This is a genomic window from Tessaracoccus coleopterorum, from assembly GCF_011174705.1.
Lineage (GTDB): Bacteria > Actinomycetota > Actinomycetes > Propionibacteriales > Propionibacteriaceae > Arachnia > Arachnia coleopterorum.
Map to the genome: position 1 here is coordinate 1,408,770 of NZ_JAANIJ010000001.1, position 20,613 is coordinate 1,429,382.

The 20,613-nt window shown below is 69.3% G+C and carries 27 protein-coding genes and 9 pseudogenes; 14 read left to right on the plus strand and 22 right to left on the minus strand.

All coding sequences use genetic code 11. The annotated features are described in order from the left end of the window. Positions 1 to 126 precede the first annotated feature (126 nt). From G7085_RS09050 to G7085_RS09120, 17 genes and pseudogenes are all read right to left on the minus strand, one after another. Positions 127 to 1,075, minus strand: a pseudogene (locus tag G7085_RS09050) (L-lactate dehydrogenase). A 150-nt stretch (positions 1,076 to 1,225) separates the two neighbouring features. Then, positions 1,226 to 1,600: pseudogene (locus G7085_RS09055) on the minus strand (heat shock protein transcriptional repressor HspR); the annotation flags it as partial. Between the two features lie 5 nt (positions 1,601 to 1,605). Continuing rightward, positions 1,606 to 2,761: pseudogene (dnaJ, locus tag G7085_RS09060) on the minus strand (molecular chaperone DnaJ). A gap of 31 nt (positions 2,762 to 2,792) precedes the next feature. After that, positions 2,793 to 3,329, minus strand: a complete 537-nt coding sequence (locus G7085_RS09065) for a nucleotide exchange factor GrpE (RefSeq protein ID WP_197510715.1) — start codon at positions 3,327 to 3,329, stop codon at positions 2,793 to 2,795. Beyond that, positions 3,326 to 5,173, minus strand: a pseudogene (dnaK, locus tag G7085_RS09070) (molecular chaperone DnaK). Before dnaK ends, G7085_RS09065 begins: the two are co-directional and overlap by 4 nt. A gap of 147 nt (positions 5,174 to 5,320) precedes the next feature. Beyond that, positions 5,321 to 5,854, minus strand: a complete 534-nt coding sequence (locus tag G7085_RS25165) for a diacylglycerol/lipid kinase family protein (RefSeq protein WP_331715959.1) — start codon at positions 5,852 to 5,854, stop codon at positions 5,321 to 5,323. 66 nt (positions 5,855 to 5,920) lie between these two features. Further along, positions 5,921 to 6,127, minus strand: a pseudogene (locus G7085_RS30005) (diacylglycerol/lipid kinase family protein); the annotation flags it as partial. 694 nt (positions 6,128 to 6,821) lie between these two features. After that, complete coding sequence (locus tag G7085_RS09080) at positions 6,822 to 8,066, minus strand: alpha-amylase family glycosyl hydrolase (protein ID WP_197512822.1); 1,245 nt, start codon at positions 8,064 to 8,066, stop codon at positions 6,822 to 6,824. Beyond that, the gene (locus G7085_RS09085) at positions 8,008 to 8,205 is read right to left on the minus strand and encodes a hypothetical protein (RefSeq protein WP_197510717.1); all 198 of its coding nucleotides are present in this window, start codon (positions 8,203 to 8,205) and stop codon (positions 8,008 to 8,010) included. The genes G7085_RS09080 and G7085_RS09085 overlap by 59 nt, the downstream gene beginning before the upstream one ends. Further along, a complete protein-coding gene (locus G7085_RS09090; protein ID WP_197512824.1) occupies positions 8,157 to 8,606 on the minus strand; it encodes a hypothetical protein in 450 nt (149 codons plus the stop codon). Before G7085_RS09090 ends, G7085_RS09085 begins: the two co-directional genes overlap by 49 nt. A 98-nt stretch (positions 8,607 to 8,704) precedes the next feature. Next, on the minus strand, positions 8,705 to 8,980 hold the full coding sequence (locus tag G7085_RS09095; RefSeq protein WP_197510718.1) for a hypothetical protein: 276 nt from the start codon (positions 8,978 to 8,980) through the stop codon (positions 8,705 to 8,707). 58 nt (positions 8,981 to 9,038) lie between these two features. Further along, positions 9,039 to 9,836: a PIG-L family deacetylase gene (locus G7085_RS09100; RefSeq protein WP_269451821.1), complete on the minus strand. Its 798-nt coding sequence runs from the start codon at positions 9,834 to 9,836 to the stop codon at positions 9,039 to 9,041. Beyond that, positions 9,724 to 10,116, minus strand: a complete 393-nt coding sequence (locus tag G7085_RS30010; protein WP_331715569.1) for a PIG-L family deacetylase — start codon at positions 10,114 to 10,116, stop codon at positions 9,724 to 9,726. Before G7085_RS30010 ends, G7085_RS09100 begins: the two co-directional genes overlap by 113 nt. A 20-nt stretch (positions 10,117 to 10,136) precedes the next feature. After that, complete coding sequence (locus G7085_RS09105) at positions 10,137 to 10,295, minus strand: hypothetical protein (RefSeq protein WP_197510719.1); 159 nt, start codon at positions 10,293 to 10,295, stop codon at positions 10,137 to 10,139. Then, positions 10,247 to 11,014, minus strand: coding sequence for an NAD(P)H-dependent oxidoreductase (locus G7085_RS36255; RefSeq protein WP_456300411.1), 768 nt, complete (start codon positions 11,012 to 11,014; stop codon positions 10,247 to 10,249). Before G7085_RS36255 ends, G7085_RS09105 begins: the two co-directional genes overlap by 49 nt. A gap of 93 nt (positions 11,015 to 11,107) precedes the next feature. Beyond that, positions 11,108 to 11,928 (minus strand): annotated as a pseudogene (locus G7085_RS34625) (CE1758 family FMN-dependent luciferase-like monooxygenase); the annotation flags it as partial. A 77-nt stretch (positions 11,929 to 12,005) separates the two neighbouring features. Further along, complete coding sequence (locus G7085_RS09120; protein WP_197510721.1) at positions 12,006 to 12,356, minus strand: hypothetical protein; 351 nt, start codon at positions 12,354 to 12,356, stop codon at positions 12,006 to 12,008. A 168-nt stretch (positions 12,357 to 12,524) separates the two neighbouring features. Between G7085_RS09120 and G7085_RS09125 the strand changes: the two genes are divergently transcribed. After that, positions 12,525 to 12,728: a hypothetical protein gene (locus G7085_RS09125; RefSeq protein WP_197510722.1), complete on the plus strand. Its 204-nt coding sequence runs from the start codon at positions 12,525 to 12,527 to the stop codon at positions 12,726 to 12,728. 87 nt (positions 12,729 to 12,815) lie between these two features. Here the strand turns inward: G7085_RS09125 and G7085_RS34630 are convergent, their stop codons facing one another. From G7085_RS34630 to G7085_RS32415, 5 genes and pseudogenes are all read right to left on the minus strand, one after another. Next, on the minus strand, positions 12,816 to 13,163 hold the full coding sequence (locus tag G7085_RS34630; protein ID WP_408647198.1) for a hypothetical protein: 348 nt from the start codon (positions 13,161 to 13,163) through the stop codon (positions 12,816 to 12,818). A 59-nt stretch (positions 13,164 to 13,222) separates the two neighbouring features. After that, a pseudogene (locus G7085_RS34635) lies at positions 13,223 to 13,675 on the minus strand (hypothetical protein); the annotation flags it as partial. A gap of 27 nt (positions 13,676 to 13,702) precedes the next feature. Further along, a complete protein-coding gene (locus G7085_RS32405; protein WP_331715571.1) occupies positions 13,703 to 13,843 on the minus strand; it encodes a hypothetical protein in 141 nt (46 codons plus the stop codon). Beyond that, the gene (locus tag G7085_RS32410) at positions 13,789 to 14,067 is read right to left on the minus strand and encodes a hypothetical protein (RefSeq protein ID WP_331715572.1); all 279 of its coding nucleotides are present in this window, start codon (positions 14,065 to 14,067) and stop codon (positions 13,789 to 13,791) included. Before G7085_RS32410 ends, G7085_RS32405 begins: the two co-directional genes overlap by 55 nt. Then, positions 14,064 to 14,498: a branched-chain amino acid aminotransferase family protein gene (locus G7085_RS32415; protein ID WP_331715573.1), complete on the minus strand. Its 435-nt coding sequence runs from the start codon at positions 14,496 to 14,498 to the stop codon at positions 14,064 to 14,066. Before G7085_RS32415 ends, G7085_RS32410 begins: the two co-directional genes overlap by 4 nt. A gap of 108 nt (positions 14,499 to 14,606) precedes the next feature. Between G7085_RS32415 and G7085_RS25180 the strand changes: the two genes are divergently transcribed. The 13 genes and pseudogenes from G7085_RS25180 to G7085_RS09170 all read left to right on the plus strand — a co-directional run bounded on the left by G7085_RS25180 (position 14,607) and on the right by G7085_RS09170 (position 20,613). Next, positions 14,607 to 14,744: a hypothetical protein gene (locus G7085_RS25180; RefSeq protein ID WP_231979359.1), complete on the plus strand. Its 138-nt coding sequence runs from the start codon at positions 14,607 to 14,609 to the stop codon at positions 14,742 to 14,744. Beyond that, the gene (locus tag G7085_RS09140; protein WP_231979360.1) at positions 14,744 to 15,919 is read left to right on the plus strand and encodes an ABC transporter substrate-binding protein; all 1,176 of its coding nucleotides are present in this window, start codon (positions 14,744 to 14,746) and stop codon (positions 15,917 to 15,919) included. The genes G7085_RS25180 and G7085_RS09140 overlap by 1 nt, the downstream gene beginning before the upstream one ends. A gap of 58 nt (positions 15,920 to 15,977) precedes the next feature. Beyond that, positions 15,978 to 16,142 (plus strand): annotated as a pseudogene (locus tag G7085_RS30015) (ABC transporter substrate-binding protein); the annotation flags it as partial. After that, positions 16,126 to 16,614, plus strand: coding sequence for an ABC transporter substrate-binding protein (locus tag G7085_RS09150; RefSeq protein ID WP_331715961.1), 489 nt, complete (start codon positions 16,126 to 16,128; stop codon positions 16,612 to 16,614). The pseudogene G7085_RS30015 and the gene G7085_RS09150, both read left to right, overlap by 17 nt. Positions 16,615 to 16,691: 77 nt before the next feature. Continuing rightward, positions 16,692 to 16,982, plus strand: a complete 291-nt coding sequence (locus G7085_RS25185; protein ID WP_231979361.1) for an ABC transporter permease family protein — start codon at positions 16,692 to 16,694, stop codon at positions 16,980 to 16,982. After that, positions 16,979 to 17,251: an ABC transporter permease subunit gene (locus G7085_RS25190; RefSeq protein ID WP_231979362.1), complete on the plus strand. Its 273-nt coding sequence runs from the start codon at positions 16,979 to 16,981 to the stop codon at positions 17,249 to 17,251. The genes G7085_RS25185 and G7085_RS25190 overlap by 4 nt, the downstream gene beginning before the upstream one ends. After that, complete coding sequence (locus G7085_RS25195; protein ID WP_331715574.1) at positions 17,245 to 17,556, plus strand: ABC transporter permease; 312 nt, start codon at positions 17,245 to 17,247, stop codon at positions 17,554 to 17,556. The genes G7085_RS25190 and G7085_RS25195 overlap by 7 nt, the downstream gene beginning before the upstream one ends. A gap of 10 nt (positions 17,557 to 17,566) precedes the next feature. Further along, positions 17,567 to 17,884, plus strand: coding sequence for a hypothetical protein (locus G7085_RS25200; protein ID WP_231979363.1), 318 nt, complete (start codon positions 17,567 to 17,569; stop codon positions 17,882 to 17,884). Then, complete coding sequence (locus G7085_RS25205; protein WP_231979364.1) at positions 17,884 to 18,390, plus strand: ABC transporter permease; 507 nt, start codon at positions 17,884 to 17,886, stop codon at positions 18,388 to 18,390. Before G7085_RS25200 ends, G7085_RS25205 begins: the two co-directional genes overlap by 1 nt. Next, a complete protein-coding gene (locus G7085_RS30020; protein ID WP_269451823.1) occupies positions 18,384 to 18,509 on the plus strand; it encodes a hypothetical protein in 126 nt (41 codons plus the stop codon). Before G7085_RS25205 ends, G7085_RS30020 begins: the two co-directional genes overlap by 7 nt. Beyond that, a pseudogene (locus G7085_RS36260) lies at positions 18,506 to 18,760 on the plus strand (ATP-binding cassette domain-containing protein); the annotation flags it as partial. The gene G7085_RS30020 and the pseudogene G7085_RS36260, both read left to right, overlap by 4 nt. A gap of 118 nt (positions 18,761 to 18,878) precedes the next feature. Beyond that, entirely contained in the window at positions 18,879 to 19,301 is a 423-nt protein-coding gene (locus tag G7085_RS36265; RefSeq protein WP_456300393.1) for an ATP-binding cassette domain-containing protein, read from the plus strand. A gap of 67 nt (positions 19,302 to 19,368) precedes the next feature. Continuing rightward, complete coding sequence (locus G7085_RS09170; RefSeq protein ID WP_331715575.1) at positions 19,369 to 20,613, plus strand: ABC transporter ATP-binding protein; 1,245 nt, start codon at positions 19,369 to 19,371, stop codon at positions 20,611 to 20,613.

The window sequence follows — 20,613 nt, forward strand, 5'->3', positions numbered from 1 at the left end:
TCTCTCTTACCAGTGTGCGTTGCACACGGCGCAACCGAAAGGGTGGATGCCCCGGGATCACCCCTGAGCCTCCCCCGAGCGGTCCACCACGATCGACCCCGGCGAGCCGCGCAACGATCCGTCGGCTCAGAACCCGAGCCTGGCCGCCACCGACCGGATGTGGTCGGCGCTGTTCTGGAGGCCGAGCAGTTCCTGGGCAGACACCGGCAACTCGAGCGGCTTGACGACACCCTCGCGCCCGATGATCTGCGGCACCGACATGCACACCCCGGAGATGCCGTGCCAGTCGTGCAGCATCGCCGACACGGGAAGCACCGAGTGCTCGTTGCGGAGGATCGCCTGAATGATCCGGGTGCCCGCGAGCCCGATCGCGTAGTTGGTCGCACCCTTGCCCTCGATCACCTCGTAGGCCGCGCCCACCACCTTCTCGGCGATCTCGTCGCGACGCTGGAGGCTGAGCTGCCCCGTCTGCTCCTCCCACTGCCGCAGCGGCACGCCACCGATGGTGGAGGTCGACCAGAGGGGATCTCGGAGTCACCGTGCTCGCCGCACATGTACGCGTGCACGTTGCCCATCGCCACCTCGCACTCCTGGGCCACGAGCCAGCGCAGCCGGGAGGAGTCGAGCACCGTGCCAGATCCGAACACCTGCTGGTCCGGCAACCCGGAGATCTTCAGCACGGCCTGGGTGGTGACGTCGACGGGGTTGGTGACGAGCAGGAACACGGCGTCGGGCGACTGTTCGACGAGCCCAGGCACGATCCTGGCCATGAGGCCGACGGTCTTCTCGGCGAGGTCCATCCGCGTCTCGCCCGGCTGCTGCTTGGCTCCCGCCGCGATGACCACGATGTCCGAGTCGGCCGTGACGGCGACGTCCGCCGATCCCTCGATCTTCGCCGGGGCAGGAACTGGCTGCCGTGCGCCAGGTCCAGCGCCTCGGCGCGCACCTTCTTCCCGTTGATGTCCATCAGGGCCACCTCAGAGGCCGCCCCGCGGATCAGTGCGGCGTACGCAAGGGAGGTGCCGACGGCGCCCGCCCCCACGATCGACAGCTTGGTTCCGGTCCGCCTTCTCACAGCTGGGCTCCCCTCATGCCGGTTTCCTGGATCCTACGCGCCGCGATGGACATGCGGCGGCCCGGGACCTGAGCCAGGTCCCGGGCCGTTGCCACAGGTTTCACTGCCGTTCGATGGCCGGAGGCAACGCCCGCGGGTGGGCGGCCGGAACCGTCCGGTGTAGACGGCGCCTGACGCCTCGGCGGTGAACACGCGCGCCGACGCCTCCTCGGTCTGCAGCCGCCGCACCATGTCGGCCATCCGCTCCACCTGGGCGCGCATGGAGTCGACCTCCTCCTCGAGTGCGAGGATCCGCCGGATCCCCTCGAGGTTGATCCCCTGCTGCGACAGGTTCTGGACGTGACGCAGCTTCGCGACGTCACGCAGCGAGTAGCGGCGACCCCGGCCCCTGGCCCTCTGCGGTACCACCAGCCCGAGCCGGTCGTAGCCGCGGAGGGTCTGGGCGTGCATGTCGGCCAGCGAGGCGGCCACCGACACCGGAAACACTGCGGCCTCCGGGTCGAATGGTTGCAGGTGCTGGCTCATCTGCCTCACGCGCCGAACAGCGCTTCACGCGGGTTGGCCTGGTGGGCCTTCTCCGCGTACTCCTGCAGGGCGGCCTTCGCCTCGGGCGACAGGTCGTCCGGGACCTCGACCATGAGGGTGACCAGCAGGTCGCCCATCGAGCCGTCGGCCTTCCTGACGCCCTTGCCGCGCACCCGCATGGTCCGCCCGTTGGGGTGGACATCGGCACCCGGAGCTTCACGCGGCGGCCGTCGAGCGTGGGGATCTCGATCTCCGCGCCGAGCGATGCCTCCGCGAACGTCACCGGGACCTCGAGGGTGAGGTTGTTCCCGTTGCGGCCGAACAGCTTGTGCGGGGTGACCTTGACCGTCACGTACAGGTCCCCCGTCGCGCCGCCGTTCTCACCGGCAGCACCCTTGCCCTTGAGGCGGATGCGCTGCCCGTCCTGCACCCCGGCCGGGATGCGGACCTGCATCGTCTTGCTGGACCTCCCACGGCCCGAACCCTCACAGGTGGGACACGGGTCGTCGACGAGCAGGCCGCGGCCGAGGCACTCGACACACGGCTCACTCATCTGGAACACGCCGCCGCTGTGGGACGACTGCATGCCGGACCCCTCGCAGGAGGGCAGACGCGCGGGAGCGTGCCCGCCTTCGCCCCGGTTCCGCGGCACGAGCCACACGGCTCGTCCGAGATGGTGCGCAGCGAAATGGTCGCGCCCTCGGCCGCCTGCTCGAACGAGATGGTGGCCTCGCCCTCGACGTCGGCACCCCTGCGGGGACCCCGCTGGGTCGCCCGCCGGGTGGTGCCGCTGCCGTTGAAGAGCCCACCGAAGATGTCGCCGAGGCCGCCCGAGTTGGACGCCGCGTTGCGGAACAGGTCGTCGAGGTTCGTCGCCCCGCCCGGCCCGCCCTGCTGGCCGGGACGGTTGAACTTGAAACCGCCACCGAACAGGCTCCGCGCGTCGTCGTACTCCTTGCGCTTGTCCTTGTCGCTCAACACCGCGCTGGCCTCGGACGCCTCCTTGAAGCGCGCCTCGGCCGCCTTGTCACCGGGGTTCTGATCCGGATGGTTCTCCCGCGCGATCTTGCGGAACGCCTTCTTGATCTCGTCCGCGGACGCGCTCTTGGAGACGCCGAGAATCTTGTAGTAGTCCTTTTCGAGCCAGTCCTTCGTACTCACTCCCGCTCATCTCCTTTCTGGGGATCGCCGATCAGGGGTTCGCCACCGCGACGCGGGCGGGCCGGATGACCCTGCCCTTGAGCTGGTAGCCCTGCTGCATGACCTGGGACACCGTGACAACCTCGACCGGCTGGTCGAGCGGGACGGCCATCAGCGCCTCGTGCAGCATCGGGTCGAACGCGTCGCCGACCTCGCCGAAGGCGACGAGACCGTGCTTGGCGGTGACCTTCTCGAGTTCATCGGTGACGAGCTTGAAGCCGCCCTCGACGTCGCCGTGCTGCCTGGCGAGCGAGATGGAGTCGAGCACCGGCATGAAGTCGGTCAGCACCGCCTCGATGCCCGCCTGGCGCGACAGGTCGCGGTCGCGGTCGACCCGCTTCTTGTAGTTGACGTACTCGGCCTGCAGCCGCTGCAGATCGGCGGTGCGCTCGGCCACGAGGGTCTCGAGCTCCGTCAGCTTCTGCTCGCTGCCTTCCGCGACCTCCGGGGCAAAGCCCTCGGGCGAGGGCGCCGATTCGGCGCCCTCACCCGTGGTCACGCGGTCCGCATCCTGATGCGAATCGGTCACTTGTCTTCCTTCTCCTCGTCGATGATCTCGGCATCGACGACGTCGTCCTCGCCCGCGGGCGAATCTGCAGACTCGCCGTCGGCGGGGCCGACTCCTGCGCCTTGGCCTGGGCCGCGGCGTAGATGGCCTGGCCCATGGAGGCGGCCTTGGTGTTGAGGTCGTCGATCGCGGCCTTGACCACGTCGTTGTCCTCACCCTTCAGGGCCTCCTTGAGGGCCTCGGTCGCCTCGACGACGGGTGCCTTGACGTCCTCACCGATGGTTTCGGCGTGCTCGGCGAGCAGCTTCTCGGTGCGGAACACCAGGGCGTCGCCCTCGTTGCGCATGTCGACGGCCTCGCGGCGCTTGCGGTCCTCATCGGCGTGCGACTCGGCATCCTTGACCATCCGGTCGATGTCGTCCTTGCCGAGGGCCGAGCCGCCGGTGACGGTCATCGACTGCTCCTTGCCGGTGGCGAGGTCCTTGGCCGCGACGTGCACGATGCCGTTGGCGTCGATGTCGAACGTGACCTCGATCTGCGGCACGGAGCGCGGGGCGGCAGGATGCCGGTCAGCTCGAAGTTGCCGAGCGACTTGTTGTCGCGGGCGAACTCGCGCTCGCCCTGGTAGACCTGGATCATCACGGAGGGCTGGTTGTCCTCGGCGGTGGTGAACACCTCGGATCGCTTGGTCGGGATCGTGGTGTTGCGCTCGATGATCTTGGTCATCACGCCGCCCTTGGTCTCGATGCCGAGGCTGAGCGGGGTGACGTCGAGGAGCAGCACGTCCTTGACCTCGCCCTTGAGCACGCCGGCCTGCAGCGAGGCGCCGAGAGCGACGACCTCGTCCGGGTTGACGCCCTTGCTGGGCTCCTTGCCGCCGGTCATCTCCTTGACGAGCTCGACGACCGCGGGCATGCGGGTCGAGCCGCCGACGAGCAGGACGGTGTCGATCTTGTCGACCGAGGTCTTGGCGTCGGCGATGACCGCGTTGAACGGGGCGCGGCAGCGGTCGAGCAGCGGCTGGGTCATGCGCTGGAACTCGGAACGGGTCAGCTTCTCGTCCAGGTGCAGCGGGCCCTCGGCCGAGGCCGTGATGTAGGGCAGGTTGATCGAGGTCTCGGAGGCCGAGCTCAGCTCGATCTTGGCGCGCTCGGCGGCCTCCTGGAGGCGCTGACGGGCCATCTTGTCCTTGGACAGGTCGATGCCGAACTTGTTCTTGAACTGCGTGACCAGCCAGTCGACGACGAGGGAGTCCCAGTCGTCGCCGCCGAGGCGGTTGTCGCCCTTGGTCGCGCGGACCTCGAAGACGCCGTCGGCGATGTCCAGCAGCGAGACGTCGAACGTGCCGCCGCCGAGGTCGAAGACGAGGACCGTCTGCTCCTTGTCGGCCTTGTCGAGGCCGTAGGCGAGTGCGGCCGCGGTGGGCTCGTTGATGATGCGGTCGACCGAGAGGCCCGCGATCTCGCCGGCCTCCTTGGTGGCCTGGCGCTCGGCGTCGCTGAAGTAGGCGGGACGGTGATCACCGCGTTGGTGACCGACTCGCCGAGGTAGGCCTCGGCGTCGCGCTTCAGCTTCTGGAGCACGAAGGCGGAGATCTGCTGGGGACGGTAGTCCTTGCCGTCGATCTCGACCTTCCAGTCGGTGCCCATGTGACGCTTCACGGAGCGGATGGTGCGGTCGACGTTGGTGACGGCCTGACGCTTGGCGACCTCGCCGACGAGGACCTCGCCGGAAGGCGTGAAAGCCACGACCGACGGGGTGGTGCGGGCGCCTTCAGCGTTGGGGATGACGGTGGGCTCGCCGCCCTCGAGGACGGCGACGACCGAGTTGGTGGTGCCGAGGTCGATACCTACTGCACGTGCCATGTGGATTCCTCCTGGAGTCGTGTATCTGTGCGAGATTTCGGGTTGATCCCTTGAGCGGGGTTGACTCAAGTTAATCACATGAGCCAACCAGACTCAAGTTCGAAGTTGAGCCTGGTCGACTCAAGGCACGTGCCTCACGTCGGTGGGTCAGTGGGATGGGACCATGATCGTGAGGGCGCCCGGGACGACTTCAACGCTCACCGCCCGGATCTCCCCGAAGATGTCGCCGTCCAACTCGATGTCCTCCGGGTCCCGGAGCACCACATCGATGTGGGAGCACTGCAGGTAGCGCAGCTCACGGGCGTTGTCGTCGCGCTCGCGCAGGCGGGCCGGCTTGAGCCGCCGCAGGAACGCGTTGTCGACGAGCACCCGCCAGGCCACCAGCAACCATCCGAACGGACCCGTCGGCCGCACCGCCACCACGTCGAGGGCGCCGTCGGTCAGCGAGGCGTCCGGCATCAGGGTGACGCCCCGCGCGATGGTGCCGACATTGCCGACCAGCACCGTGTGCACCTTCGCCACCTTCGGGGCCCCACCGTCGACCCGGTACTGAAGCGTCATCCTCCGGCCCTCGAACAGGGCCGTGAGCCCCGCCTTCACGTAGGCGAGCACACCCACCTTCTTCTTCAACTCCTCGTCGGTCGACGACATGATCCGTGCGTCGAGGCCCATACCGGCCATCACCGTGAACGCGCGACGCTCCGTCGACCCGTCGGTGCGGGTCCAGGTGGCGATGCCGAGGTCGATCGCGCGGGACTGCCCGCCCAGTCCCGCCGCGAAGGAGGCGGCAGGATCACCGATCGGGAGGCCGAGTTCATGGGCGAGCAGGTTCCCGGTGCCCCGCGGCACCAGTGCCAGCGGCACCCCGCTCCCCTCGAGACCCTCGGCCACCGAGCGCACGGTGCCGTCGCCGCCGACGGCGAAGATGAGGTCGCAGCCCTGCGCCACCGCCTCCCGGGTCTGCCGGGTGCCCGGGAGTCGGCGGTGGTCTCAAGCCACAGCGCCTCGCCGAAGCCCGCCCGGGCCAGCAGCGGGTCCAGGATCTCCGCCAGTTCGGGGCGTGTCAGCTTGGTGGGGTTGAACACCACGGCGGCGGTAGGCATGTGCCCATTCTTACCGACGGGCGGGCCTCCACCCCGGCCTGGACACATCACTGCCCGGACCGCTCCTGCCAGACGACCACCGACCATGCGGGAGCGACCTGGGTGCCGCCGGCCTCCGGCCCCTCACCCTCGGGCCAGAAGTTGGCGTGCGCCTCCTCGCTGACATCGGTGTTGATCAGCAGGCGCCACGACTCCCCCAGCCCGATCCCGGGGCCGTGAACTCGACGGGAACATCCGCCATGTTGACCATCACGTAGAAGTTGTCACCGGGCGAGTTGACGTAGACGGCCACGGCGCGGTCCCCTCGGCCGGGCTTCCCACCCCCGTGGGGTGCGGAACAGGAACGACACGTCCTCATCGTCGGCGATCAGATCGCCCCAGTGGTTCTGCTGCAGCGCCTCATGCCGCTGCCGGAGGTTGGCCACGAAGGTGGCGAACCGGAAGAGGCCGTTGACACCGGCCGGGGTTGCGAACTCGCCGAAGTTGTCGTGGTAGGTGGCGTCGACCCCGCCTCGACCGGCACCCGTTGAGGGGCGTTCGTGGGATCATGGCGTAGTTGTTGCACATCGCGGGCGAATGGAGCTCCCACGGGTTGTTGTTGCCGTTCTGGGTCCGGCCGAACTCGTCGCCCGCCACCACCATGGGCACGCCGCGGGAGAAGAACAGGATGGCCCAGAGGTTCCGGGCGCGTTGGCGGCGCAACGCCTGCGAACCGCCCGAGTCCCATGACAGGTTGTCGTCGGATCCGCCGTCGGATGGGCCGAACGGGAACGGGTCGCCATTGTTCTTCTTCTGATAGCTGACCAGGTCAGCCATGTTGAAGCCGTCGTGCGCGTCGATGAAATTGATGGTCTTCTGGGCACCTCCCGAATCGTGGAAGTGGTGGTAGTCGCCGTTGACCATGTCGATGAAACCGGGCGCGTTGCCGTCGCCCTTGGTGAACCGGCGGATGGCATCGCGGTAGCGGCCGTTCCACTCACCCCACCCCTTTGGGAAGTTGCCGACCTCGTATCCCCACAGGTCCCACGCCTCGGCGATGACCTCGATGTCCTGTTCCGCGGCGAAGTCGCGGATCGCGAGCAGCAACGGGTGATCCCCGAAGAACCGCCTCTGCCTGCCCCAGTCCTCCGGGCGGCCTCATCGGGGAGCCTGCCGAGCACGGTGGCGAGGTCGAACCGGAAGCCGTCGACCTGCATCCAGTCGGTCCAGTACGCCAGCGAGTCGAGCACCAACTGCCGTGCCGCCTCCGATGAGTAGTTCACCTGGTTCCCGGTGCCGGTGGCGCCGTCGACCAGCAGTTTCGCATCGGTCATCTGGTAGTACTCGGCACCGGCGAACCCGCCGAGCGAGGTGAACCCGACGGTGTTGACGTCGCCGCCCCAGTTGCCGCCCTCCGCGGTGTGGTTGTACACGACGTCGAGGTACACCTCGAGCCCCACGTCGTGGAAGGCCGAGACCATCTCCTTGAACTCGCGGGTGGGGCCGCCCCAACTGCGGTCGTGGGCGTAGCGGCGGTTGGGCGCGAAGAAGCCGAGCGTCATGTAGCCCCATGCGTTCGTCTTCGTGTCGCGGCCCGACTCGGATGCGTTGGTCTCGTGCACCGGCAGCAACTCGATGGTGGTGATACCGAGCGCCTTGAGATAGGGGCGAGCATGCCCGCACCCTTGTAGGTGCCGTGGTACTCCTCGGGATGTCGACCACGGCCCCGAAGCCCGGCTCCCCGCCAGCAGGTCACCGAGGCGCGCCGCCGACGGGTGCGCGGTCGCCTGCTCGATGGACGCCTCGTAGATGGCGGCACGCTCCCCGGGATCCGGGCTTGGCCGTGACGGGCGTGTGGTCTGCGATGACGACCCCCTTCGGCGCCCAGCCTGCGGTGTCGATCAGGCGGCGGGCGATGCCGTTGACGAGGTCGCCGCCGGTGCCGAACACCCCGTCGTTGATGCCGACGCGGGCCAGCTTGTCGGTGTAGACGTTGTGGGTGATCTCCCGGGCGTACGGGTCGAATAGCACCTTGTTGGGGTTGAACCGGTTGCCGTCCTCGTCCAGGTCGGCGATGAAGCCCGCCTCGGAGCCGGGGCGCCAGTCCGGGACCAGGGCCAGTTGCGGCCCCAGACGCGGAAACCGTAGAGCGCGTTGAGCTGGAGGCCCTGCAGGTTGCCGCGCCAGACGCCGTCGGCGCCCTTCGCGAGCAGGAAGGTGTCGGTTGCGCGTTCGGCGAGCGCCTTCGCGAAGATCTCCAGCTGCACGCGGGTCGCGCCCGGCGCGTAGACGGAAAATGTGATGCCCTCGGCCGACGGGTGCGCGCCCAGCGGCCAGGCCGCGGTCCCCAGGAAGCCTCATCAAGTGCGATGACCATGGGCCGAGTCTAGGACTGCGCCTGTGTCAGTCAGGTTTCAGTTCCGGGCCGGGAACGCCTCGAGCCGTCGGGTCAGGCCCCTGGCGTCGCGAGGGCGTCCTTCATCGACTCGGGTCCCCAGACGAGCATCTGGGCGCCCGGGACGGCGAACAGGCGCACCGCGTTGCCGTGGCCGACCCACACGGTGGCCGCGTCGTCGGGCTGGGCGTACAGCTCGTATCCGGAGGCCAACGCGCTCTGCGTGACGGCGTCGATGACCGCGGCGGGGTCCTCGTCGATCATCATGACGAGGAGTTCCTGCGAGTCGGTGACGATGCTGGACTCGGGCAGTTTGATACCCGTGGGCACGATGACGTCCTGCGGACCGACCTTGATCGACTCGGTCGAGACCTCGCCGTCGAACGACTCACCCGTCTCGCCACCGCCAGGGGTCTGGCCCTCGGTGGGGCGCCGGCCTGGGCGGTCGTTGGCCCCGGGGTCGGCGTGGAGTCATCAGAGCATCCGGCGAGCGCGACGAGCGCGACGACGGAAAGGGCGGCTGCGGCAAGGCGGGGAACATGCTGTTCAGTCTATGCGTGCGCCGACTCAGGCCTCTGACCGGTCGAGGCCCGCGAACAGGTCGGTGGCGGGCCCGTCGCCCGGGGGAAAGGACGGCCGTGGCCGAGGAGGTACGCCTCGCCGGCCCCGGGCAGTTCCTGGACGATCCGGAAGAACTGCCAGAACGGCTGGTTCGGGTCGACCTGGCTGCGGTAGACGTCCAGTGCCGCGCGACACACGTCGAGCCACGGCTGCGTCTCGATGACGGCCACGACCTTGCCCGGGTCCGGGCCGAACGAGTCGGCGTCGCGCTCCTGGTCGGGCCACGGTTCGAGACCACGCTCCTTGGCGATCTCGTAGGCCTCCACCCACTTCTCGGTGTTGTGCGAGTTCCAGAGCACCCGCTCGATCTGCCAGGGGCGCCGAGGTCGGGTCGGTGGGACGGCGACGCGGCCAGCAGCATCGCGTACATCGTGACGCGGTGCGCCTGGATGTGGTCGGGGTGGCCGTAGTTCCCGTGGGGGTCGTAGGTGACGACCACCTGGGGCCTGCGGTCACGGATGACCGCGACGAGGAGGTCGGCGGCCTCGAGCAGGTCGGCGCGCCAGAAGGCGTTGTCCGGCACGCTCTCCGGGACCACGACACGGCCACGGTCGTCGTACACCATCCCGGAGTCGTGGTAGCGCCCTCCCCGCCCAGGAAGACGTGGTCGGTGACGCCGATGACGCCCAGGGCCTCCCGATCTCGCCGACGCGGTGGCGTCCGAGCTCGGCAGGGGTGTAGTGGGCCCACTCGGGCACGAGGATCTCGCCGAGCTCGCCGAGGGTGCAGGTGACAAGCGTCACCTGGGCGCCCTCGGCGAGGTAGCGCGCCATGGTGGCCGCGCTCTGGCTCGACTCGTCATCTGGATGGGCGTGGACGAGCAGCAGGCGGCGATCGGTTGGCACGGCGTCCAGCATAGGTGCGCTCACCGGCCCAGCAGGGTGGCGAACTCGACGAACCCGTCGGCCGCCACTGGGCGCGCCAGACCCGCGACGGCGTCGGCCAGCTCGTCGGCGGCCTGGGCGACGCGCCCCGTCAGCGACGCGGCACCCTGCCCGCCGAAGTCAGAGGTGGCCGCGAACACGCCGGTGCGCACCGGGAGGGCCCGAGGTAGCTGAACAGCGGCCGCATGGCGAACTCGATCATGAGCGAGTGGCGCTCCGTGCCGCCTGTCGCGGCGAGCAGCACCGGCTTACCCGTGAGGGTGCCGGGCTCGAGGATGTCGAAGAAACTCTTGACGAGCCCGCTGATGGAGGCGGAGAAGGTGGGGCTCACCACCACCAGCGCGTCGGCGTCGCGCACCTGTTCGACGACCCGGGCCAGCTCGCCCATCGGAAAGCCGGTGAGCATGGCGTCGGTGATGGGGTGCGCGAACTCGCGCAGCTCCACCACCGTCTCCTCGAGGGTGTCGTTCCCCAGCGCTAGCGCGTCGCGGAGGCGGGCAAGGATGTCGTCGCCGAGCACGCGGGTGCTGGACGGCGACCCGAGGCCCCCGGAGATGACGACGATGCGGGACATGGTGGTTCCTGTTCCTCTTCTACTTGATCGGTGAAAATGGGCGCGGCAGGTCAGAGCCTGTTGTCGTCCTCGGCGCGGGTGCCGGTCCAGAGGTCGGTCTGCGGCTCCCCGCGGTCTCGACGGCGGGACCACCGTTGGCGGCGACCCTGTGAGCATGCGTCGGCCCTCGGGCACGCCGGGTCCGCGGAGCGCGGCGAACTCCCTGCGGAGCACGGGAACGACCTCCTCGCCGAGCAGGTCGAGCTGCTCGAGGACGGTCTTCAGGGGAAGGCCCGCGTGGTCCATCAGGAAGAGCTGGCGCTGGTAGTCGCCAGCGTAGTCGCGGAACCCGAGCACGCGCTCGATCACCTGCTGCGGCGAGCCGACGGTCAGCGGGGTCTCCCGGGTGAAGTCCTCCAGCGACGGCCCGCCACCGTAGACCGGGGCCTTGTCGAAGTAGGGCCGGAACTCCCGGACGGCCTCCTGCGAGTTCTTCCGCATGAACACCTGGCCGCCGAGGCCGACGATCGCCTGGTCGGCGCGCCCGTGCCCGTAGTGCTCGAAGCGCCGGCGGTACAGCTCCACCATCCGACGGGTGTGGTCCGAGGGCCAGAAGATGTTGTTGTGGAAGAAACCGTCGCCGTAGTAGGCGGCCTGCTCCGCGATCTCGGGCGAACGGATCGACCCGTGCCAGACGAACGGCGCCACGCCGTCGAGAGGCCTGGGGTCGAGGTGAAGCCGTGCAGCGGCGTGCGGAACCGGCCCTCCCAGTTGACGACGCCCTCGCGCCAGAGATCGTGGAGAAGGGCATAGTTCTCGATGGCGAGCGCGATGCCGTCGCGGATGTCCTTGCCGAACCAGGGGTAGACCGGGCCCGTGTTGCCGCGCCCGAGGGTGAGGTCCATCCGGCCGTCGAGAAGGTGCTGGAAGGTGGCGTAGTCCTCCGCGATCCGCACCGGATCGGTGGTGGTGATCAGCGTGGTGGCGGTCGACAGGATGATGTTCTTCGTCTGCGCACCGATGAAGGCCATGGTGGTCGTCGGCGACGAGGCCACGAACGGCGGGTTGTGGTGCTGTCCGACGGCGACGACGTCGAGCCCCACCTCCTCGGCCTTCAGTGCGATCGCGACCGTCGCCTTGATGCGCTCGTGCTCCGAGGGCGTGCGGCCGGTCGTGGGGTCGGTGGTGACGTCTCCAACGGTGAAGATGCCGAACTGCATGTCTGCCTCCTTGTGCTTACACCAGGCTACAACATGATTGAGTGTTCAACTATTCCGTGGCGCATCGGCCCACGGCGTCAGCCACTCCTCCGCGCCGACGCGCGAAGCACGAAGCCCGCGATCAGCAGGAAGAGGGCGACGATGAGCAGACCGAAACCGGCAACGGCGAACACGACTCCCAGCGTGATCGCGCCCATGCTGAGAGGCGGCCCGACGACGACGCCCGCGCCGTCGCACTCCACCGTGTAGGTGCCGTTGTCCTGATCCGGCCCGCCGATCCGCCCGATCGCCGAGTACGCGATGTCGTCGCGGGTGAAGCTCATGCTGGAGTCGAGCGCGAGGTCGGGCGCATTCTCACCCGGGGCGAGCACCGAGCAGGTGGTGTCGGGATCGGTGGCGTAGATCACCTGCATCACGTTGTCCTCCACGGTCACCGGCGTGCGTCCGGTGATGGAGGTCAGGGCCTCCGCCGGGGGAGCACTGACGTCATCTGGAAGGCGAATGCCCCACCAGCGCGGCACCCACCGCGAGACACACGGCCCCGACAATCCTCAGCACCTTCCCGCCCGGCCGGAACGCGCCGGAGGACGGGGCCCGTGCCCTGCCCTCGGGTCGTAGCCGAACTGCCCGGACGGCCGCTGCTGGAACTGCTGACCCGGGTACTGCTGACCCGGATACTGCTGACCCGGATACGCCGGCCCGGGAGGCGCCGGGTAGCCCTGCGCCGGCTGGTGCGGATGCGCACCCCGCCCCGGGTATGCGCCCGTCCCGCCCCGCCCGCAGGCGGCTGGGTGCCGTAGGGGCCGTACGGACCCGGCGCCTGAGCGTTCGGGTCGGCCGGGGTTGCGTCATCGCGTGGTCCTCTCGCACGGTGGGCTGGGACAAGCTTAGGCACTCACCGGGCTGATGCGTCGCCCGATTCGCCGCCGGTCAGACCCGGGCGCGCGTCCGTGGGCTGTCACGGTAGGCGCGCCACGCCACGAGCAACTCGTCGCGGCCTCCCCGGGATGACTCGCATGCCATGCCCGGGTGAACCGGTTGAACTCGAACTGGGATCCGATCCCGGCCCGTTCGCCGCGCGTGGCCCGGTAGTGCGCGAGGGCGTCGCCGAGGGTGCGGACCCCGTCTGCCTCGGCGAGGAAGGCCCGCATCGGCGCGTCGAAAGAGAAACCGGTGCCCAGGTGCGCCTCGAACCAGGCCCGTAGGTACTGGCTGCACCGCTGCCCCGGCGGGATGACAGTCGAGGCCCTGAGCTCCCCGCGAGCTGTGAGCCGGTCACGCGACGCGACGAGGGCTCCTCGAAGGTGACGCCGTCAAGCGCGGCCGCGATGCGGCCGGTCAGGAGGTCCTTCGATCCGGTGGTGCGCACCCCGAGGGCGCGGGCGAAGACGACCAGCTCGTCCTTGACCCAGTACCAACGCAGGAACTCGGCCCGGTCAGCCCGGCGGTGAGCCGCGGGCGCACGGACCGCTCGGGGTTTCCACCGGCGGGATGGGCGGTCAGGCGACCTTGCGGGTCCAGCCGAACGGGTCCGCGACCCGGCCGTACTGGATGTCGACCAGGTGCTGACGGATCTCGCTCGTCCTCGCGCCGGGAGGCCGTCGGCCACCTGCTGCACGCCGCGGTCGGGCGAGTTGAACCCGACGATCGGCGTCACGACGGCGGCGGTGCCGCAGGCGAACACCTCCGCGATGGCACCGGAGGCAACGCCGTCGAGCACCTCGTCGATGCTGATGGCCCGCTCCACGGGCGCAGGTCATGCAGGGGGCGAGTTTCAGGATCGACTCGCGCGTGACGCCTGCCAGGATCGAGCCGAGCGCGGGGTGACGAGTTCGCCGTCGGCGGTGACGAACATGATGTTCATCGTGCCGCACTCCTCGACCCACTTGTGCTCGGCACCGTCGGTCCACAGCACCTGGCCGCAGCCGTTCTCGGCGGCCTCCTTGGTGGCGATGAGGCTGGCCGCGTAGTTGCCGCCGCACTTGGCGGTGCCGGTGCCGCCCGGGCGGCACGCGTGTAGTTGGGCGTGATCCAGAGCTTCACCGGCTCGGAGTAGTACGGGCCCGCGGGCGTCGCGATGACGGCGAAGCGGTAGTTGTTGGCCTCCCGCACGCCGAGGTAGGGCTCGGAGGCGATCATGAAGGGCGGATGTAGAGGCTCTGCTCGTTCTCGGAGACGGGCACCCATGCCTTCTCCAGCTGGACGAGGCGCTCGACGGCTTCGAGGAAGAGGGCCTCGGGAAGCGGCGCCATCGCCATCCGCTCGGCGGAGTGGACGAAGCGGGTGGCGTTGCGGTCCGGGCGGAACAGCCAGATGGAGTCGTCGGCGCGGCGGTACGCCTTCATCCCCTCAAAGATCTCCTGCCCGTAGTGCAGGGTCGCTGCGGCCGGGTGGAGCGCCCACTCCTTCATCGGGATGATGCGGGGGTCCTGCCAGCCGTCACCCTCGATGTAGTCGATGACGACGTGATGATCCACGTAGTAGCGGCCGAACCCCGGGTCGGCGAGCGCCGCTTTGCGCGCCGCGTCGGACGTGGGTGCGGTCGACTGGGTGATCGAGAACTGGGCCATGCAGGCGATGCTAGCCGCCGTCGATTTGGCGGCGGCCCCCGTATCACGGGCAGCGACCCGGTGGACGAACGCTCCCGGCCGGGTGTACGTCGGCCTACAGTTGCGCGCATGACAGAAGAGACCCGTCGCCCCACCACCGTCAGCATCGCCCGCACGGGGCGGCTGGGCTACACCGCCACCAATGCTCGAGGTGGAACCATCGACGTCGGCTCCGGGAGTCCGACGACTTCACTCCCGTCGAGTTGATGATGGTCGCGATCGGCGCGTGCTCGGCCATCGACGTCGACCTGGTCACCACCAGGAAGGTGGAGCCCGGCTCGTTCGACGTCGACGTGCACGCCGACCGGGTCAAGGACGCCGACGGCAACCGGGCCGACAACATCGAGGTCGACTTCATGGTGCGCCTCCCCGAGGGCCCCGAGGGGACAAGGCCCGAGCCATGCTCGAGCGCGCCATCGCTTCGGCGCACGACCGCCTCTGCACCGTCTCGCGCACCATCGAGCTCGGCACCCCGGTCGCGATGCGATCGGTCGGCTGAGGTCCACCGCGGTTCACGGCGACCCGACCGATCCGGAATGAAACTCCCCGCGCCCGGTTGTCACCGGGCACAGAGACCAGCCTCCCCATGCCCTCATGACCCGAGACAAGGAACGAAACATGCTCCCGCTCAGCCGCGTCACGCGCGCCATCGCCTCAGTCGTCGCAGTAGGACTGCTGCTCACCGGCTGCGGTGGCTCCAACTCCCCACATCATCGGGCAGCCCCTCGGCCGACGCGGAGATCGAGATCGGGTCGCTCTACGAGCCCGGCAACCTGAGCAACGTCGACGCGGGCGGTCAGGGCATCACCGAGGCGTTCAACGGCAACGTGTACGAGTCGCTGATGAAGCTGGGCGACGACGGCTCCGTCTCACCGCTGCTCGCCGAGGGCTACGCCGTCAGCGACGACGGCCTCACCTACACCTTCACGCTCCGCGACGGCGTCACCTTCCATTCGGGCAGGGCGCTCACGTCGGCGGACGTCAAGGCCAGCTTCGAGCGGGTCGTCGCCGAGAGCTCACAGGCGGCGCGCAAGTCGAGCTATCAGGTGGTCAGCGACGTAGCCACGCCCGACGACAAGACGGTCGTGTTCACCCTGTCCCAGCGCTCCATCTCGTTCCCGTATCTGATGGCCTACGTCTGGATCGTCAACCCCGAACTGGCCGACCCGCTGGCCCAGGCCGACGGCACCGGCCCCTACACATTCGATGAGTGGAAGCGCGGCTCGACGCTGTCAATCGTGCGCAACGACGCCTACTGGGGTGAGAAGGCGAAGAACGGGCGCGTCACGTTCCACTACTTCACCGACGCGTCCGCCGAGTCGAATGCCCTGCTCAGCAACGAGATCGACCTGGTGACCAGCATCCAGAGCCCGACTCGCTGACGCCGTTCGAGAACAACTCGGACTTCACCATCAGCGAGGGCACCTCAACCACCAAGGAGGTCCTCGCCTTCAACGACCGGGTCGCCCGTTCGACGACCCGCTGGTGCGCCGGGCCGTCTACTCGGCCGTCGACCGGCAGAAGCTGCTCGACTCGGTCTGGGCCGGGCACGGCACGCTCATCGGCTCGATGGTGCCGCCCACCGATCCTGGTACGAGGACCTGACCTCCCTCAACCCCTACGACCCGACCTGTCGAAGCAGTTGCTGGCCCAGGCGGGGCTGGCCGACGGGTTCAGCTTCACGCTCCTGACACCCAACTATGACCCGCACCCCGTCGTCGCCGAGTTCCTGAAGTCGGAGCTCGCGAAGGTGGGTGTCACCGTCGAGATCAAGGTGATCACGGCCGACGAGTGGTACACCACGGTGTTCAAGGAGCGCGACTTCCAGGCCACGCTGCAGGAGCACGTCAACGACCGCGACGTCGTCTGGTACGGCAACCCGGACTTCTACTGGGGCTACGACAACGCCGAGGTGCAGCGCCTGATCGGCGAGGCCGAACAGGCGACGTCCGAGGCGGACCAGACCGCGAAGCTCAAGGAGGCCAACCGGATCATCGCGACCGAGGCCGCCAGCAACTGGCTCTACCTCTACCCACAGATCGTGGTGGCGAGCAGCGCCGTCTCGGGATACCCGTAAACGGCCTGAACTCGCAGTTCTACGTGTACAACATCACCAAGGCCTGATGCCCTGTCCGGGCCTGGAAAGGCGGAGCCATGGGTAGGTACCTGCTCAGGCGCTCCGCCTTTCTCGTCGTCTCCTTCCTGGGAGCGATGCTGTTGATCTTCCTTCTGCTGCGGGTGCTTCCCGGCGATCCGGCCAACGCCTTGGTGTCGATCGACGCGACACCCGAGCAGATCGAGGCGGCCCGCGAGCAGGTCGGCTCGAACCTGCCGCTCCACGAGCAGCTGGGCAACTGGCTGGGCGACCTCGCCCGGCTCGATCTCGGCACCTCGTTCATCTCCGGGCCTCGGTGGCCGACGACATCGCCCAACGCCTCACCGTGACACTCCCACTCACCCTGATCGCCTTCGCCATCTCGGTGGTTCTGGCGAGCCTGCTCGGCTACGTGGCCGCGGTGCGGTCGGAGACCCGGCTCGGCACCGCGGTGTCCGGCATCGCGCAGGTCGGCATCGCCGTGCCCGTGTTCTGGATCGGCATCCTGCTGGTGTGGATCCTTGCGCTCGAGCTGCGACTGTTCCCTCCGGAGGCTTCCCCCGCAAGGACTGGGCCGACCCCGCCGACGCGCTGCGCTCCCTGTTCCTGCCTGTGCTGACCATCGTCATGGTGATGACGGCCTCGCTGACCCGCTACGTGCAGTCGGTGGTGCTCGACGTCCTCGACAGCGACTACCTGCGCAACGCGCAGGCCCTCGGCGCGAGCTTCGGCCGGGCATTCTGGCGCCACGGCGTCCGCAACGCCTCGGTGCCCGTGATCTCCATCCTCGGCATCGAGTTGGCCTCGACGCTGCTCGGGGCCGTGGTGGTCGAGAGCGTGTTCACCCTCCCGGGGCTCGGCAGCATGCTGACCCGCGGCATCGAACAGCACGACTACCCACCATCCAGGGCGTCCTGCTCGTGACCACCTCTTCGTGCTGGCGATCGGCTTCCTCGCCGACATCGTCCAGCGCGTCGTCGATCCGCGGTTGCGGGTCAGCCTTTCGGGGCCCACGCATGAGCGCCGACCTGCAGGACACCGTGGTCGCCGAGCCGGGCGGCGCCGTCGCCGGTGGCCCGTGAGCCTGACGCTCGGCACCGTGCTCCTCGCCCTGACCGTGCTGCTGGCCCTCCTGTCGCTGGTGTGGCTCCCGTTCCCGCTCGGCGACACCTCCGGTTCCCGGCTCGAGGCACCCAACGCGACCCACTGGCTGGGACGGACACGTTCGGCCGCGACACGTTCAGCTACCTGATGGTCGGCACCCGGATCGCGCTCGTCGTCGGGGCCGGCAGCGTCATCGTCGCGATGGTCGTCGGCGTCACGGTCGGGACGCTCGCGGCGTTCGCGCGCGGCTGGGTCGACGACATCCAGTCGTCGCTGCTCGACGTGCTGATCGCGTTCCCGACGCTGCTGCTCGCCATGCTGATCGGCGCGGCCCGCGGCGCCAGCCTCTCCACCGCGGTGGTCTCCATCGGCCTGGCGGCGTCCGCCGTCGTCGCCCGGTTGACCCGCATCCTCGCGAAGCGCCTGCTGAACCAGCAGTTCGTGACGGCGGCCCGCACGTCGGGCACCAACGCGTGGGGCATCGTGCGGCTGCACCTGCTCCCCAACATGTGGCCGATGCTTGTCGTCACGGCCGCCCTGATCTTCGGCAGCGCGGTGCTCGCGGAGGCGAGCCTCAGCTACCTGGGCCTCGGGGTCCCGCCGCCCAACTCGTCGCTCGGCCGCCTGCTGCAGGGGCCGAGAAGACGGTGCTGACGGCGCCGTGGGCCGCCATCGCGCCGGGCCTGGTGATCGTCGCGATCGTCCTCGGCGCCAACTTCCTGGCCGACGGCCTGCGGGAGCGACTCGACCCGACGAGAAGGGAACGCGGATGAGGATCGACGTGGAGAACCTCTCGATCGCGCTGCCGTCGGGCCGCCGGGTCGTCGACGGCGTGTCGTTCGGGCTGGGCGACGGGGAGCGGCTCGGGGTGGTCGGCGAATCCGGCTCCGGCAAGTCGGTCAGCACGCTCGCCATCCTCGGCCTGCTGCCGCGCGCTCTGCGAGCGAGCGGGTCGATCGTGGTCGACGGCACCGAGGTTGTCGGGGCCGACCCGAGGTCGCTCCGGGCCATCCGCGGCCGGAGGGTGGCGAAGGTGTTCCAGGACCCGTCGACCGCGCTGGATCCGCTGATGCGGATCGGCAGGCAGGTGGAGGGCCGCTCGCCCGGCACCGGGGCTGAAGGGCCCGGCGCTGCGCTCCGCGGTGCTGGAGGCCCTCGAGGAGGTGCGGCTGCCCGACCCCGAGCGGATGGTGAGGTCGTTCCCGTTCGAGGTCTCCGGTGGCCAGCGGCAGCGCGTCGCCATCGCCATGGCGCTCGCCTGCCGGCCGGAGGTGTTGATCGCCGACGAGCCGACCACGGCGCTGGATGTGACGGTGCAGGCCGGGATCCTGGCGCTGATCCGGCAGCTGTGCGACGAGCGGGGCATGGGCCTGCTGTTCGTCTCGCACGACCTGGCGGTGGTGTCGCAGACCGTGACGCGCGGCATCGTGATGGAGCACGGTCACATAGTCGAGGAGGGCCCGATCGACGCGCTGATCTCGACCCCGCAGAATCCGTACACCCGTCGCCTGGTGGCAAGCGCCCGCGCGCTCGACGAGGCGTTGACGACCGGGAGGCTGAAGTGAGCACCGTCCTCGCCCTCGACTCGGTGACGTTCCGCTACCGCGGGCCTCCGGTCCGGCGCTGCGCGACGTGAGCCTCGCCGTCGAGGAGGGGAAGAGCCTCGGGATCGTCGGCGAGTCGGGCTCGGGCAAGTCGACCGCGCTGAACCTGCTGCTCGGCCTCACCCGGCCCGAGAGTGGACGGGTGCTGTTCGAGGGCGCCGAGCTGAGTGGCCGCGACGCCGTCCGGCGGCTGCGGCGCGCCGTCCAGCCCGTCTTCCAGGACCCGTTCGCGTCGCTCGACCCGCGGATGCGGATCGACCGGATCGTCACGGAGCCACTGGTGTCGCTCGGGATCGAGCGGACCGGCGCGGTGTTGAAGGAGCGGGTCCGCACCGTGCTCGCCGAGGTGGGCCTCGGCGACGACACGCTGAAGCGGTACCCGCACGAGTTCTCCGGCGGGCAGCGACAGCGGATCGCGATCGCGCGGGCGCTGGTGACCGACCCGCGGGTGCTGATCGCCGACGAGCCCGTCAGCGCGCTGGACGTGACGACCAGGATCGACGTCATCGAGCTGCTGGGCCGGTTGCAGAAGGAGCGGGGCCTGAGCGTGGTGATGGTGTCGCACGACATGAGCGTCGTGGCGGCACTGTGTGAGCGGGTCCTGGTACTCAGAGACGGAGCCGCCGTCGAGACCGGGAAGACGCTGCGGGTGCTCGCCGAGCCGGTCGATCCGTACACGAAGGCCCTGATCGGGGCGATCCCCGCCTGCCGGCGTAACGGGCCTGGTATCCGCGGCTGCAGCAAGCAGACCGACGCCAGACGCGGGAAACTGCGCAAACAGGGCCAAACGGGCCGCGGCAGAAGACAGACGCGACCCGCCGGGACCACGGCAGGAGACAGACGCGACCTAGGGAACCCACCGGCCGCACAGGGCGCCCGTCGCCAACGGCGCAGGAACGCCCAACCCGACGATCACCCGACCGGCATCCCGCCCAGACCCACCCGGCCCAGGGGCGACGCGGCCGCATACCCACGGGCGTGCACTCCCGACCACAGCTTCGCGCACCGGAAAGGGCAGACCCGGACGGACGGCCGGCGGCCTCGACAACCTGACCCCCGCAGCCACACAGCAGCCCACAAAACGCAACAACCACGCCGCCGGACGACCGGCCGGGGCTGCCCGGCGCCAGACGCATCACGCATCCAGGCACCAGACGCATCCAGCGACGCCGACAGCGACAGCGAAGCACCCCGCAGACCGCCCCTCCCGAAACGGCGTTTCGGACGCCAGCCACAGCACACGTGGTCGATTGTGTCGGCCCCACCGTGTTAG

Excerpts from the sequence above, each read along its gene's own strand:
- G7085_RS25165 (WP_331715959.1), bottom strand. The coding sequence starts at position 5,854 with ATGGCCGGTATGGGCCTCGACGCACGGATCATGTCGTCGACCGACGAG.
- G7085_RS32415 (WP_331715573.1), bottom strand. The coding sequence starts at position 14,498 with ATGGCCCAGTTCTCGATCACCCAGTCGACCGCACCCACGTCCGACGCG.
- G7085_RS09100 (WP_269451821.1), bottom strand. The coding sequence starts at position 9,836 with ATGGTGTACGACGACCGTGGCCGTGTCGTGGTCCCGGAGAGCGTGCCG.
- G7085_RS25205 (WP_231979364.1), top strand. The coding sequence starts at position 17,884 with ATGGTCGGCACCCGGATCGCGCTCGTCGTCGGGGCCGGCAGCGTCATC.
- G7085_RS09140 (WP_231979360.1), top strand. The coding sequence starts at position 14,744 with ATGATGGTCGCGATCGGCGCGTGCTCGGCCATCGACGTCGACCTGGTC.
- G7085_RS36255 (WP_456300411.1), bottom strand. The coding sequence starts at position 11,014 with ATGGACCACGCGGGCCTTCCCCTGAAGACCGTCCTCGAGCAGCTCGAC.
- G7085_RS25185 (WP_231979361.1), top strand. The coding sequence starts at position 16,692 with ATGGGTAGGTACCTGCTCAGGCGCTCCGCCTTTCTCGTCGTCTCCTTC.
- G7085_RS32410 (WP_331715572.1), bottom strand. The coding sequence starts at position 14,067 with ATGATCGCCTCCGAGCCCTACCTCGGCGTGCGGGAGGCCAACAACTAC.
- G7085_RS25180 (WP_231979359.1), top strand. The coding sequence starts at position 14,607 with ATGACAGAAGAGACCCGTCGCCCCACCACCGTCAGCATCGCCCGCACG.